The 14,125-nt window shown below is 46.9% G+C and carries 10 protein-coding genes and 1 pseudogene; 6 read left to right on the forward strand and 5 right to left on the reverse strand.

The window, feature by feature from the left end; genetic code table 11:
* Positions 1-28 precede the first annotated feature (28 nt).
* A complete protein-coding gene (locus J4N40_RS22905; RefSeq protein WP_115386849.1) occupies positions 29-778 on the reverse strand; it encodes an HpcH/HpaI aldolase family protein in 750 nt (249 codons plus the stop codon).
* 289 nt (positions 779-1,067) lie between these two features.
* Here J4N40_RS22905 and hisD point away from each other — a divergent pair.
* The 4 genes and pseudogenes from hisD to J4N40_RS22925 all read left to right on the forward strand — a co-directional run bounded on the left by hisD (position 1,068) and on the right by J4N40_RS22925 (position 4,906).
* A pseudogene (gene hisD, locus J4N40_RS22910) lies at positions 1,068-2,361 on the forward strand (histidinol dehydrogenase).
* Between the two features lies 1 nt (position 2,362).
* Positions 2,363-3,097 carry an SDR family NAD(P)-dependent oxidoreductase gene (locus J4N40_RS22915; protein WP_025768659.1) on the forward strand — a complete coding sequence of 245 codons (735 nt, stop codon included), beginning with the start codon at positions 2,363-2,365 and terminating at the stop codon, positions 3,095-3,097.
* An 83-nt stretch (positions 3,098-3,180) separates the two neighbouring features.
* Positions 3,181-4,185, forward strand: a complete 1,005-nt coding sequence (locus J4N40_RS22920; protein WP_025768658.1) for a cupin domain-containing protein — start codon at positions 3,181-3,183, stop codon at positions 4,183-4,185.
* Between the two features lies 1 nt (position 4,186).
* Complete coding sequence (locus tag J4N40_RS22925; RefSeq protein ID WP_053350176.1) at positions 4,187-4,906, forward strand: alpha/beta fold hydrolase; 720 nt, start codon at positions 4,187-4,189, stop codon at positions 4,904-4,906.
* A gap of 63 nt (positions 4,907-4,969) precedes the next feature.
* Here J4N40_RS22925 and J4N40_RS22930 read toward each other — a convergent pair whose 3' ends face one another.
* From J4N40_RS22930 to J4N40_RS22940, 3 genes are all read right to left on the reverse strand, one after another.
* Positions 4,970-6,055: a porin gene (locus J4N40_RS22930; protein ID WP_062730895.1), complete on the reverse strand. Its 1,086-nt coding sequence runs from the start codon at positions 6,053-6,055 to the stop codon at positions 4,970-4,972.
* A 177-nt stretch (positions 6,056-6,232) separates the two neighbouring features.
* Entirely contained in the window at positions 6,233-7,249 is a 1,017-nt protein-coding gene (locus J4N40_RS22935) for a nuclear transport factor 2 family protein (protein WP_005374772.1), read from the reverse strand.
* A 101-nt stretch (positions 7,250-7,350) separates the two neighbouring features.
* The gene (locus tag J4N40_RS22940; protein ID WP_005374774.1) at positions 7,351-8,646 is read right to left on the reverse strand and encodes an MFS transporter; all 1,296 of its coding nucleotides are present in this window, start codon (positions 8,644-8,646) and stop codon (positions 7,351-7,353) included.
* A 339-nt stretch (positions 8,647-8,985) separates the two neighbouring features.
* Here J4N40_RS22940 and J4N40_RS22945 point away from each other — a divergent pair, with 339 nt between their 5' ends.
* Together J4N40_RS22945 and J4N40_RS22950 are read left to right on the forward strand one after the other, a co-directional pair.
* Positions 8,986-10,527 (forward strand): sodium:solute symporter family protein, encoded by a 1,542-nt coding sequence (locus J4N40_RS22945; RefSeq protein ID WP_017634478.1) that lies wholly within the window; start codon positions 8,986-8,988, stop codon positions 10,525-10,527.
* An 11-nt stretch (positions 10,528-10,538) separates the two neighbouring features.
* Positions 10,539-11,909, forward strand: coding sequence for an L-serine ammonia-lyase (locus J4N40_RS22950; protein WP_250654540.1), 1,371 nt, complete (start codon positions 10,539-10,541; stop codon positions 11,907-11,909).
* A 78-nt stretch (positions 11,910-11,987) separates the two neighbouring features.
* On the opposite strand, the gene glgX is transcribed toward J4N40_RS22950, so the two are convergent.
* Positions 11,988-13,979 carry a glycogen debranching protein GlgX gene (gene glgX, locus J4N40_RS22955; RefSeq protein WP_250654541.1) on the reverse strand — a complete coding sequence of 664 codons (1,992 nt, stop codon included), beginning with the start codon at positions 13,977-13,979 and terminating at the stop codon, positions 11,988-11,990.
* Positions 13,980-14,125 lie beyond the last annotated feature (146 nt).

Here is a 14,125-nt window from a genome sequence, read left to right on the forward strand (position 1 = left end):
TTGATAAGGCGTAAATATCAGAGAAAACTCAAGAATTCATCACATTTCTCTCTTGCTTGAAGCCATCAATGATCATTTTGTGTTCAGAGCCAACACAAAAGAAGCTAACGCCGAGTTCACGCCATTCCCGAGCTTGTTGAGCCGTCGCGACAAACATGCCAACAGGTTTATTGGCGGCTCTGGCCGCTTCGATTACTCGCATACTTGCTTGTGCGACTTTCTCATCATGAACGCTATCAGCACCATAAGCGACAGTGAGATCAACTTGGCCAATGAAGAGCGCATCAATTCCTTCAACATTGGCAATCGCTTCAACATTTTCAACCCCTTGAGGGTCTTCAATTTGTGCAATGACAATCGTATTCGCACGACTGTCTTTTAAGTGTTCAACCATGGGCTTAGTGGCGTATTGCGCTGCTCGACTGGAACCAGCATACCCTCGGCCACCTTCTCCGTAATGGCAGATTTTCGCCAGTTGCGTCGCTTGCTCAGCAGTACAAACATGGGGAATTTGTACACCCGCCGCGCCACAGTCAAGCGCGTTCAAAATGGTTGAAGGGGCGCTGTCTTGTACTCGTACCACGCACGCGAGGTCATTCGCTCTGGCCGCCATGATGCACAGATCAAGCGAGGAGCGATCGAAAGGTGCGTGCTCTGCATCCAGTACCACAAAAGGCAACTCTGCCAGTGCCAATACTTCGATAATGTGAGGGTGAGGGGTTTTAACAAATGTACCTAATATCGTTTCTTGCTTCAGACGTTGTTTAAAATTGCTCATGATTCTCTCCTTTGCAAAGGTATGCAAAAACTAACATGTAGAAATGTAAATGATGAGTAAAAATGATGTGATCTAAAACTCATTTTTGATTAAAAATTAAACTTAATTAAGGTCCTTATTACTTGCTTTTATTTGTTTAAACTAATAAATACAAAGGCTTAAGGATTGTTTTTGTGGTTTGTTGACTTAACTTGTCAAATGTTAATTAAGTGTTTAATCTGATTTTGCATTCGTATCCAAAAGCATAAAAATAACCGTTCGTCAGCCTCAATGTTCAAGGAGAAACCCAATGGCACGCATTTTAAAAAACGGAATCACTGAAGAAGCATCAGCATCAAATGACGCAAAAGTGCGTCAGATTGTCGAAAAACATTCTTGCTGATATTGAATCGAAAGGTGATAGCGCTGTACGTGAGTTGTCTGAAAAGTTTGATAACTGGTCGCCGGAGCAATTCCGCCTGTCAGAAGAGCAAATCCAAGCCTGTGTGGATGCGCTTGATGAATCGACTCGTCATGATATCGAGTTCGCTCAGCAACAAGTTCGAAACTTTGCTCAAATTCAACGTGACTCAATGAAAGACGTCGAAGTAGAAACCATGCCTGGTGTGGTACTGGGGCATAAAAATATTCCAGTCAACAGCGTGGGTTGTTACATCCCTGGCGGTAAATACCCATTGGTTGCATCCGCTCACATGAGTGTACTGACGGCGAAAGTCGCGGGCGTAAAACGTGTTATTGCTTGTGCGCCACCGTTTAATGGCCAGCCGAATGTGGCGATTGTCGCTGCGATGGCAATGGCGGGTGCGGATGAAATCTATTGCTTTGGTGGTGTTCAGGCGGTAGGTGCAATGGCTCTGGGGACGGAGACTATTGCACCGGTCGATATGATTGTAGGGCCGGGTAACGCATTTGTAGCAGAGGCAAAACGTCAGCTGTTTGGTCGCGTTGGTATCGATTTGTTTGCAGGCCCAACGGAAACCCTAGTCATTGCCGATGAGAAAGGCTGTGACCCGGAATTGGCAGCGGCAGACTTGCTTGGTCAGGCTGAGCATGGTTACAACTCTCCCGCTGTATTGTTGACCAATAGCGAAACATTTGCGCAAGAAACCATCAAAGAGATTGAACGTCAGTTAACCATTCTTCCAACGGCTGAAGTCGCGGGTAAAGCGTGGGCAGATTACGGACAAGTGATTGTGTGTGATAGCTACGAAGAAATGGTGGAAGTGGCAGACGATATCGCTTCTGAACACGTTCAAGTGATGACGGAAGATCCTAAATACTTCCTAGATAACATGACCAACTACGGTGCCTTGTTCCTAGGTCGTGAAACCAACGTTTCTTACGGCGATAAATGTATTGGTACCAACCATACACTGCCAACGAAGAAAGCGGCGCGATACACCGGTGGTCTTTGGGTAGGTAAATTTATCAAGACCTGTACTTACCAGCGTGTAACGGAAGCTGCGTCGCTAAAAGTCGGTGAGTACTGCTCTCGCTTGTGTGCACTCGAAGGTTTTGCTGGCCACAAAGAGCAAGCGGATATTCGTGTGCGCCGTTACAAAGGCAAAGTGGAAGAGGCGTAATATGTCGAAACTTGCCTTAGTCACAGGCGGCAGTGGCGGACTGGGTGCCGCCATTTGTCGCAAGCTAGCTGAATCGGGATATCGCGTAATTCTGACTTACAACAGTAATCAGAAAGCGGCCGAGGATGTGCTTTCCTCGCTGCCACGTAACGAGCATCTAGCATTCAAATTGAACGTGGCAGATTCTAGTGCGATTGAACAGCTTAAACATCAAGTCAGTGAAATAAGCGACAAGCTGGATCTGTTGGTCAACTGTGCGGGGATGACGAAATTCGTCGCGCACTCTGATTTGCAAAGCTTAGATGACCAGCTGTTTGACCAAATATTCCAAGTGAATGTTCGTGCGCCTTTTGCCATGGTTCGAGCGTTTGAGCCTTGGCTTAAGCAAGCCAATGGTTGTGTGGTGAACATTACTTCTATCGCGGCACAGACTGCGATGGGGAGCAACATTGCTTACTGTGCAAGTAAATCTGCCGCGGAGAACATGACCCGTTCTTTAGCTCGCGCTCTGTCTCCCGAGGTTCGCGTTTTGGCTGTTGCTCCAGGGCTTGTCGACACTGAGTTTGTCAAAGGCTTGGATGACGCATGGCGTAATCAACAAGAACAATCCACACCGCTTAAGCGTTTAGCCAATGATGAAGAAGTCGCTCAAGCCGTGTACGCCGCGGCAGATCTTCTGACCTTCTCGACAGGCAATACCATCGCGGTTGATGGTGGGCGACCTTTAGGTCTGTAACACACTTTAGGTTTGTAACTAACTTTAGGTTTGTAACTAACAATTCAAAGGCTAGGTCCAAACAAGGACAACAAGGATTTACAATGACTCTACAATCTAAAATGAATAATAACCTGGTCCGCTACATGGAACTGATTCCGGGTACGAGTGCGTTTATTGATGCGCGCACGCCAGGCAGTGATCTCAAAGATAACTTTTGCATTATCGGTGCTGGGGTGGCAGAGAGCAGTCGTCAGCATGTTCATATTCGCGATACGGCGGGCTTTAACATTGGTGCCGCAGGCCAACCGCCGGGCATCAAAAATTCGTTGCACTCTCATCGTACCGCCGAGCTTTTCTTGGTGTTCAAAGGTCAGTTCCGTTTTTATTGGGGGAACGATGGAGAGCATGAGGCGGTGTTGTCTCACGGTGACGTCATCTCGATTCCAACCAATCTCTTCCGTGGATTTGAAGTGGTTGGCCGCGATTACGGCTTTATGTTCTCGGTACTTGGCGGCGACGATTCAGGTGGCGGCGTTATTTGGCATCCAAACGTTATTAAAGACAGTCAAGGTTATGGTTTATACCTCAAAGCCGATGGCACACTCGTGGACACCATTAATGGCGACCCGGTGCCACAAGAATCAGAATTGATGCCGCTGCTTACCGAAGAAGAGCTCGCGACCTTCGATACCTACACCGCAGAAGAGATGATGCCATTTGTCGCTCTGCAAAAAGATTATCGTGAAATCAAAGGCGATTTCGGCGGAAGCAACGTGAAACAATACGCCTTAACGGGTCATCCTTTGGCGAGTTATGACTTCCAAGTAAAGAGTGAAGATGAAGTGAGCATCATGGCTTATGAGCTTTCTGAAGGTGGCTCGATTCCTCAACACTGCCGAGAAGAAAAACAAGTACTTATCAACTTTGATGGCGATACAGAGGTGGTCCTCACGCATCAAGGCGAACAAGCTAATGTTGTTTTAACGCGCGGTGATGTGCTGAATGTTCCAGAAGGTGCGTCATACTCACTGACGAACTTGCGTGGTAATAGTTTGACGTATTGCATTCTTGGCTCTGATCAACCAAAGCCGCTGGCAGGAGAATAAAATGACGCAACCCACCTCGTTAGTTTGGCTACCCGGACTACTTTGTGATGGCACATTGTTTGAGGAAGTCAACCGAGCGTTGCCAAGTTGGGTTGAGCCTTCATGCCCGACGCTGGCTTCATTGCCGTCAATGGAACAGCTGGCGCAGAGAGTGTTGCAAGACGCACCGCAGGAGTTTGTCTTGGGTGGCTTATCAATGGGTGGGATTCTTGCCTTTGAGGTGTACCGTCAAGCGCCAAACAGAGTCAAAGGCTTGATCCTCATGGATACCAATGCAGCAGATGAAAAGCCAGAGGTGACACAAAAGCGTGATGCACTGGTTAGCCGTGCGTTAAGTGGTGAGTTTGAACGCATTACGCCTGACACTCTGATGCCTGTGCTGATTCATCCCAGCCGTTTGCAAGACAAAGTGTTGACAGAGCGTATTGAAGGCATGGCGGTCAATGTAGGTTTGGAGGCATTTGAAGCGCATGCTAAAGCGTTAGCAACTCGCCCGGATGCTCGACCTTTATTGGCGGACATTCAAGTTCCTACGTTGGTGATAACAGGTAAAGAAGATAAGCTTTGTCCGCTAGACAATCACCTGCTCATGGAGAGATGCATCCCAAACGTCACGCTTCATGTTATCCCTGAGTGTGGGCATCTATCTACGCTGGAGCAGCCTTTAATGGTTAGTGAAGTGATGACTACTTGGCTTCAAGATAACTTTGCTTTGTGTTGATAAGAACTTCATCACTCACCACCTTAAGGCTACTTGGGTATAGGTGGTGAGCGATGAGTATTATCAGAAGTAGTAGCGAATACCTGCCGCGAATTGATCATCACGATTTTCGAATTTGCTGCCATCGTACTGATCTTTACCTAGGTCGAATTGGTATTCAGTCCAAACTAGGAATTTGTTCTTCTGGAAGTGGTATTCAACACCAGGAATCAGCAAGTTACGCTCGTAACCTTGCGTCTCGTCACCGCGATCTTCCATGTAGTTGTAGTTCAACGTTGGGCGTAGGCCGTTGTCGAAGTGGTAGTAAGTGTAGATTTCGCCACCTAGGGTATCGAACATTACGTCCGTACCGCCTTGGCTCACTGCTTCCCAGTTTTCACCAACGTGGAAAGTCGCACCTGCGTAGAAGCCACCGTTGCTGTAGTTTGCGCCCAATAGCATGATGCGCATGTTGTCGCCGTTTTCTACGCCAACCACGCTTGCGTCTAGATCCGCAACTTCATTTTGATGGTAAGCCGCACCAAGTGTTACGCCATCAACGGGTTTGTAAGTGATAGACGCACCCATGCCGTTTTTCAGTGAGGCTGTCGCATTGCTTGCTAGAGCAACATCTTCACGCGTGGTTTGGTAAGTAAAGCCGTAGCTCACTTTTTCATTAATTGAATTACGGTACGTAATTGAGTTTTCCGCACGACCAGCACCGGATGCGATACCCCAGTCAGCTAGGTTGTAAACACCTGAGCCACGAGTACCGAATACACGACCTAAATCGGTGTACCATGCTACGTCGTAGAAGGTAGACCACTGCTTAGTACCCGCAGCAATCTTGCCGTATTTTTCGTGATCAACACCTGCGTATAGCAAGCGGTCGTAAATGTTGTCGCCGTTCGCGCCAGAGTTGTAGCCCCATTCCGCGTGACCGAAACCAGTCCAGCCGTTATCCAGACCCATTTGGCCTTTCAAACCGAAACGTGAGCTGCCGCTGTTCCATTCGCCGTTGTCATCACCGCCACGGTCTTGGTAGCGAAGATCGAAACGGCCATCGATGGTTAGGCTGTCGCCAGCGTCATTAACAAAAGTGTGTGCAGCAAAGGCTGAGCTAGAAGTAAGCGCTGCTAAAATCACTGCAGAAAGGGTCGACTTTTTCATCATCAATCTCATTATTCAGGGCGCAGAAAGCCACCGTGCGTTCATGCCCGTTTTGAATAAGGGTTCTATCTTGAGGTTGTGCCCCATCCTTGAGGCACGAGTTGGGAGCATGTCGCCTGAACCGAGAGGGGATTCAGGCAACATAAAGGCGGGTTGACAATCCGCCCCTAGGACTTCTTATAGAGAAGGGTTTAGGATCTGTTGAGTACGCTCGAACACGTCTAGACCTTGCTGTTTTAGCCAGTAAGGAAGGTCGATCAGTACCCAGTTCTCAGATAGCTTGTCGCCGTCACGGTAGTAAACGTCAACCACTTGCATGTCTGCACGTACTTCACCACCTGTCATACCTAGGAAACCACCGATTGGTGTGTTAGATAGGTTTGGCCAGCCGAAGAAACAAGAGAAGTTACCTTCTGCGAAACGACATACGTGGCCGTTAAACTTCTTGTCTTTCAGGTTGTTACGGAATGGCAATTGGTGCTGCTGTTGGTAACGAGGGATTGTGTAAGACGCACCGATACCACATGGACCGTACCAGATCATGTCTTTAGACCAGCTCTTCTCAAGAACTTCTGGTGGGCAACCCATAGCGCCACTGTCGTTTAGTGCAGATAGGTCATCAACCATCTTGTTCACTAGTGCTAGTGTTGCTACGCCTTCTTCTGGTGCTGCGTCTTCGAACAGTAGACCATCGTGGTTACGAGGACCAGGGTATACGAAGTGCTTACCTGTTGATGGTGGTAGTGGGTAACAACCCGCTTGGTCCATTGCACCTAGAAGGTCTAGGAATAGGCCAGTCTTAGTGATCTTGCCGTTTTCAACACAGTTAAATTCTGCGTAGCGGATGTTCATGATTTTGCCAGTTGGGCGCATGCCTAGGTATTCAGCGTCGAATAGACCCATGAAGTGACCCATGCTCATTACCCAGATTTCACCTGATGTTACTTCGTTCTCACCACCGATGAAGATGTCTTGACGACGCTGCATGCGAGTCATTGATTTCATCAAAGGAGCCCAGAAAACGTCAGCCGCTGCTTGAGCGCCTTGTTGCTCACGGAATGGGTAAACACCACGCCAAAGGTAATCTTCTGAAGTATGTGCTTTTAGTACTTCTGCCACGTTCTCGTGAGTTGCGTTTTCCATTGCGCTGAAGTATTCACGTACAACGCGTTTTGCTTCTTGATATTTAGACATAATAAACTCTCTTATTTGCTGTCGAGTCGGCTTTGGGAACAGGACTCGAAATTAAGTTTTTTCATCCGGCCGGGGAGCCAGCCGGAGTTTTTGAAATTCAGTTACGCTTTTGCTGCTTCGGCTTTTTTGCTCTTATCGAACACGCCGCCTTTTAGTGTCTCTGGCAGTGATAGCCATAGAAGACCAGCAAGGATCCATACGATTGGTGAACCCCACATTGCGGTTTGTAGGTCGGTACGTTCTTGGATGAAGATAAGTACCATTGGTGCCCACATACCGAGGATACGACCGCCGTGGAATAGCGCTGCGCCGTAGCTACGTAGGTGTGCTGGGAACAGTTCTGAGAAGTAACCGCCCCATACCGCTGAAGAAGACAGACCGAAGTTGTAAATCAGGCCAAGTAGAGCCAGCATGTTTAGGCCGCCAATCACCATGTCGCCAGGTGCAACAAAGAAGATTGAAACCATGATGCCCGCTAGGATGAAGCCAAACGCGTTCACCTTACGACCGAATTTGTCAGCTACCCAACCCCAGAACCACGCACCAAACAGTGAACCAAATGCTGAGATAGAGAAGATGAGACCGATGGTTGCACCGTCGAACATACGTACATCACGTAGGTATGTGGTTACGAAGCCACCAAAGAATTGGAAACCATAGAAGTTAAGGCCAGCCAGTAATAGACAGGTTAGTGTGATCTTACGGTAGGGCTTGCTTAGCATTTCGCCCCAAGAGCCTTTTTTCGCTGGTGCGTCTGATTCTTCCGCTTTTGCTTGCTCTTCTTCACCGTAAGCGATCACTTTGCTGTCGCTAGGTAGCACAAAGATCATGACCACAGCGGCTGCCAATGGTGGGATACCACCTACAAGCATTAGGCTTTCCCATGGTGCATCAATGCTTGCAATAAATGCTGCATACGCACCCATTACCATCAGTGCTACAGAGAACATAGAAGACGCGAATGCCGTCAACTTACCACGTACCGTTGGCGTAAATAGGCCGATCATCAAGCTTACTGCCACGGTGAAGTAACCACCCAGTGACAAACCAATGATGAAACGCATTGCTGCCCATGTTGTGTAGTCGGTGAACATCATATTGATGATCGTTGCGCCACCGTTTAGGGCTGTGATGGTAATAAGAGTGGATTTCTTACCAAATTTTGTTGCGAACCAAGCACAGCTCAATGCACCGATAAGTGCACCAACCGACTGCCATGTATAGAACTGGGCAGTGTCTGACAGGCTAATACCATCATACGCTTCAACGATGTATGGGCGTACGTAGTCAATAATTACAAAGTTATAACAATAGAAAAAGTAACCAACCAGTATCGCTAGATAGGCAGCTACCCTTTGAATCATAGGAACTTCGCTCATGTGTCTTTTGGCATTCATGACCGATAAACCTCTATTTCACTTAGGATTTGTTGCTATTCAAACTTAAAGAACACGATCTTATTGGGATCATCTTCGATTTCGTGTCGTGGTGAATCATAGTTTTTTTAAGGTCATTAGATCCGTGATCAATATCAATTTTAAAATGAATGCGTACCCAATTAGTGGTTTTTAGTGATGGGAGTCTCATTAAATCGGTCTTTTTGGCATTTTTGAATATATAACCGTCTATATTGGTGATTATAGTCACAGTTATGGCGGGATTATCGTTTAGATATGCTTTTTTAAAGTAATATCCAAGCACAAATAATTAGCACCCAGAATTATGGAAACCCTGAAATGGTTACGTACTCAAGTTTTGTGGTGATTGCGTTATACGTGTTAATCACCATATTAATCAGCTATTTAGTGAATAAGCGCTACAGCAATGGTGGCGACTTTTCTACGGGTGGAAAGCAATTTGGCTGGTTTACGGCGGGTGTTTCGATACTTGCGACTTACATTAGTGCGATGACGTTTGTAGGGATGCCTGGTTGGGTTTATAGCTCTGGCATGGAAGCGATGAGTATTCACCTTAACTATCCCATCGTTATCTTTTTCACCGTCATTTTCTTTGTGCCTGTCTTCTATAAGCTGGGCTTGACTTCGATTTATGAATACCTTGAGCACCGCTTTGGGGTGTATGCAAGAACCATCAACTCGATTGTGTTCATTGTGGTTCAATGTATCTCTGCGGGTGTGATTTTGTATGCTGTGGCGCTGATCTTAGTGCAAGTTCTGCCTATCAGTATTTCTGAAGCTATTATCTACATCAGTATTTTCACCGCTTGCTATACCTATGCGGGCGGAATTTCCACGGTTATCTGGACCGATATGTTGCAATCTGCAGTATTGGTGGCGGGCAGTATCGCTATCTTTGCCATTCTAATGACAGAGATTAATGCGGCAGATTACCTTTCTCGTAATCACCTGAATATCATCAACTTAGACTTTGATTTAGGCGTAGATACCACACTCTGGGCTGGCGTGGTTGCCGTGAGCTTTTTGCATTTGAGTGTGTACGGCACCAACCAATTGATCATCCAACGCACGTTAGCGACGAGATGTGAAAAGACGGCGCAGAAGTCGATGCTGTTGTGTGGTTACGGTGCATTTTTTGTGTACTTATTCTTCGCGGTACTCGGTGTTCTTTTGAGTGTTTTCTATCAAGATCAATCGTTTGAAAACAGCAACGAAGTGATTTTGGATTTCGTCTTCAACCACACTAACCCAATCGTCGTTGGTTTGATCATTTCCGCATTGGCGGCGGCCGCAATGTCGACCTTGGATTCTACCTACAACTCAATGGCGACCGTCGCAACGTTTGATATCTACAAGCGTTTCGTTCGCAAGAGTGCCGATGATGAGCACTACGAAAAAGTCGCAAGAAAGATGAGTTTGCTCGCTGCGGCTATGGTGGTAGTGCCAGCTCTTCTGGCGGTATCGAATGAATCGGTACTCAAAACCATCGCTAGCCTGACTTCCATCTTTGTTGGTATCCGTCTTGGGTCATTCGTGCTTGGCTTATTCTGGGCAAAAGCCAATGAGAAAGGCGTGATCGTTGGCAGTATCATGAGTGTGATTGCGGTGTTTACTGCCATGTATCTCGACGTGGCTTGGCCGTGGTTCGCGCCAATTGGTACGTTTGTCTTCCTTTTGTTTGGTGTGTTAGTGAGCCGTCGTTGGGGCGCTGTGACTGCCGAGCAACAAATTTTTATCAATAATCAAAAACATCTTTTTGCAAAGCCAACCGCAAGCCATTACGGGCTGTTGGTGTTCGCCGTGGCGACCATCGCTGCTTGTATGGTTCTCCCTGATTGGCTTTATGCTGCATTGTCGTAATAGGTAAGTTTATGCTGTCCATCTTTGATATTTACAAGATTGGTGTGGGTCCTTCTAGCTCTCACACCAATGGTCCAATGATCGCGGGTTACCACTTCACTCGTTTGATTGAATCTAACTTGGCAAAAGTGGTTCGTATTCAAGTTGATTTATACGGTTCACTTTCGTTAACGGGGATTGGTCACCATACAGACCGTGCGACCATTTTGGGTCTGTTGGGTAACAAACCAGATACCATCAAAATCGCTTCTGCGAACAAAGCGATGCGCAAGGCGATTGAAGAGGGCATGATGTCTGTCGATGGCCGTCATGAAATCGAATTCAACTACAAAACGGACATGTTGTTCCATGAAGAGAACCTTCCTCTGCATGAGAATGGAATGACGATTACTGCGTTAGATGCGCACGGCAATCAGGTTGGGTTTGAAACTTACTACTCTATCGGTGGTGGTTTCATCGCAACGGCGGATGAACTGCAAAATGGCAGTGCGACTGCTCCCGTAGAAGTTGAGCTTCCATTCTCCAGTGCAGACGAAATGTTGGCACAGGCAGAGAAGAATGGCATGAGCCTTGGCGGCATGATTCTGAAAAACGAACAAGCGTTTCAGGATATGGAAGCCATCAATCAACGTGCAGAACAGATCTGGCGTGTGATGACGCGTTGCATGGAGCGTGGTTTCGAAACAGAAGGCATCTTGGATGGCGGCTTGAATGTGACCCGCCGTGCGCCTAACTTACTGAAGAAGCTTGAAGCAAATGAAGCAATCGAAAACGATCCGATGGAAATCATGGATTGGATTAACCTGTTTGCTTTTGCTGTGAGTGAAGAAAACGCGGCTGGTGGACAAGTCGTAACGTCGCCAACTAATGGTGCGGCGGGTGTGATTCCGGCGGTATTGATGTACTACCATCGCTTCATCAAAGAGCTTGATACTAAACAGCTTAAAGACTTCCTTGCTGTGTCCGGTGCGACTGGCATTTTGTACAAAACTAATGCGTCTATTTCGGGTGCCGAAGTAGGTTGTCAGGGCGAAGTCGGTGTTTCTTCTTCTATGGCGGCAGCTGGCTTGACCGCGCTGCGTGGTGGTAGTAATGAGCAAATTTGTATTGCGGCCGAGATCGCCATGGAGCACTCACTAGGCATGACTTGTGACCCAATTGGTGGCTTAGTGCAAGTACCGTGTATTGAGCGTAATGCAATGGGTGCAATGAAAGCGATCAATGCATCTCGCATGGCACTAAAGCGTAATAGTAAATGTTTGATCTCGTTGGATAAGGTGATTGAAACCATGTACCAAACGGGCAAGGACATGAACAAGAAATACCGCGAGACGTCACAGGGTGGGTTAGCTTTGATTCACCTAGCGCCGCCTTGCGAATAATGAGTTAGGCACATCTAACCAACAAAAAAGCCGAAGCACTGAGATGCATCGGCTTTCCTTTTTTGGAACGTTTATAATTTAGCTATGCGTTTGCTCACCTTTTGGTGTGCTTTGGTTTGGTTGATAGTGCAAAATCACCATCGAGGTGGGTGACAGCAAGACTTCGCCTTCAGCATGTCCTGGGTTGAGGTTACGTACGTTTGTATCACAGATCGTCACCCATTCTTGCTTTCGCTCATTGGGGAGCTTAAAGCGCGCTGTGGCGTTAGTTTGGTTGATGAGGTAGACCAACTCTTGTCCTTCTTTACCGATACCAAGGTGAAGTGCGACAGAGCTTAAACGGTTCCAATCATCGTGCTCCATTAAGCGACCGTCTGTTCGGCGCCAGAAAATGCGGTTGTTATTGCGGTTTTCGCCACTGAAAGCTCGGATAAATGGCACCATGTATTGATTTCGGTTGGCGACCATTTGTGACATCCATGCTTTGAAATGTTGCTTACGTTCTGTCTCTTCCCAGTTCAGCCAACTGGTTTCGTTGTCTTGGCAATAGGCATTATTGTTACCGCCTTGGGTGTGAGACAGAACATCAGCAGTGAGAATGTGTGGGATACCGAAGGCAAACAGCAAGCTAGCAATAAGGTTGCGTTTTTGCTTCTCACGCGTGGCGATGATCATCAGATTTTCGGTCTCGCCTTCAACACCGTAGTTTTCTGAACGATTGTCGCCGTGACCGTCGCGATTTTCTTCGCCATTGGCTTCGTTATGTTTGTGCTTGTAAGACACTAAATCTTGCAGTGTGAAGCCATCGTGATACGTGATGTAATTTACGGTGAGTTTGTATGGCCAGTTCGCTGCACTATAAATGTCACGAGAGCCCATTAATCGAGTGGCAAACTCTTTTAAATAGCCTTGATCACCGCGCCAAAAACTGCGGGAAATATCACGCAGTTTGTCATTACATTCGTTCCAACCAAATGGAAAGTTACCCACTTGGTAGCCATTTGGACCAATATCCCAAGGCTCGGCAATCAATTTGGTTTCACGCAAAATTGGGTCTTGCGCAACGGCTTTAAAGAAAGCTGCTTCTGGGTTGTAATCATCGCCCTGTCGACCTAACGTTGCAGCCAAGTCAAAACGGAAGCCATCGACTTTAAATTCGCTAACCCAGTAGCGCAATGTATCCATCACAAGGTTTAAGGCTGGTTGGTAGGTGAGATCCACTGTATTTCCGCAGCCAGTGTAATTGGCGAAGTGGTTGCCATGTTTGATGTAAAAACAGGAGTCGAGGGCTTTCAGGTTGAAAATTGTAGGCCCTTCACCACCTTCAGCAGTGTGGTTGTAAACCACGTCGAGAATCACTTCGATGCCGTTTTTATGCAATTCGCGAATTGTTGTTTTTAATTCCGTAACGGCGTCTTGTTCTGCGTAGCGCGGATCGGGCACCATAAAGAGATAAGGGTTGTATCCCCAATAATTGACCTTTTCCATCTCTAGTAGGTGAGGCTCATGCATGCATGCTGCGACAGGTAGCAATTGCAGCGTGTTGATGTTGTGCTGTTTGTAAAAGGCCAGCATTTCAGGTGATGCAAGACCTAAATAGCGCCCCCTCAGCTTGTCCTCAACCTCTGGGTGGCGTTGGGTAATCCCTTTGACGTGCGTCTCAAACAACACCATCTCTTCTCTGGGTATACGCGGGTGATCCGTGTTTTGCCAGTCAAAATCATCTTCGATAACGACGCACTTCGGCATATCGAAACTTTTGGCTGGAGAGTAGGGAGGATGATAGTGGAGGGCTTTATCTATTGATTTTGCGTACGGATCAGAAATTAACAGTGGCTCGTCCTTGTGGGAGACAAGATAACCGTATTTTTGCCCCGGCTCAATATCTGGAATAAAAGTATGACGTATGCCAGCGTATTCATTCGGTAAACCGCGAAGCTCGTAGCTGCCATCGTCTGCAAACAATGCCAGTTGAATGTCTTTTACGCCCGGAGCATGAATAGAGAAGTTACAGCCTTCTTTATTCAATGTTGCGCCCAGGGGGTAGGGGCGAGAGAGAAGTCGTGTCATCGGAGATACTTTATTTAATATTTATTGCTACCTTTAGGAAACTATAAGTTAAAAACTTTGTCTTACTAAGGTCAACCACCCTAAATATAAAAATATTCGTGTAATTTAATTACTTTATGTGACGGCTTAGAGTCAAAAATATGAAA

Origin of the sequence: Vibrio sp. SCSIO 43097 (assembly GCF_023650755.1) — a bacterium.
In the GTDB taxonomy this organism is placed as follows: Bacteria; Pseudomonadota; Gammaproteobacteria; order Enterobacterales; family Vibrionaceae; genus Vibrio; species Vibrio alginolyticus.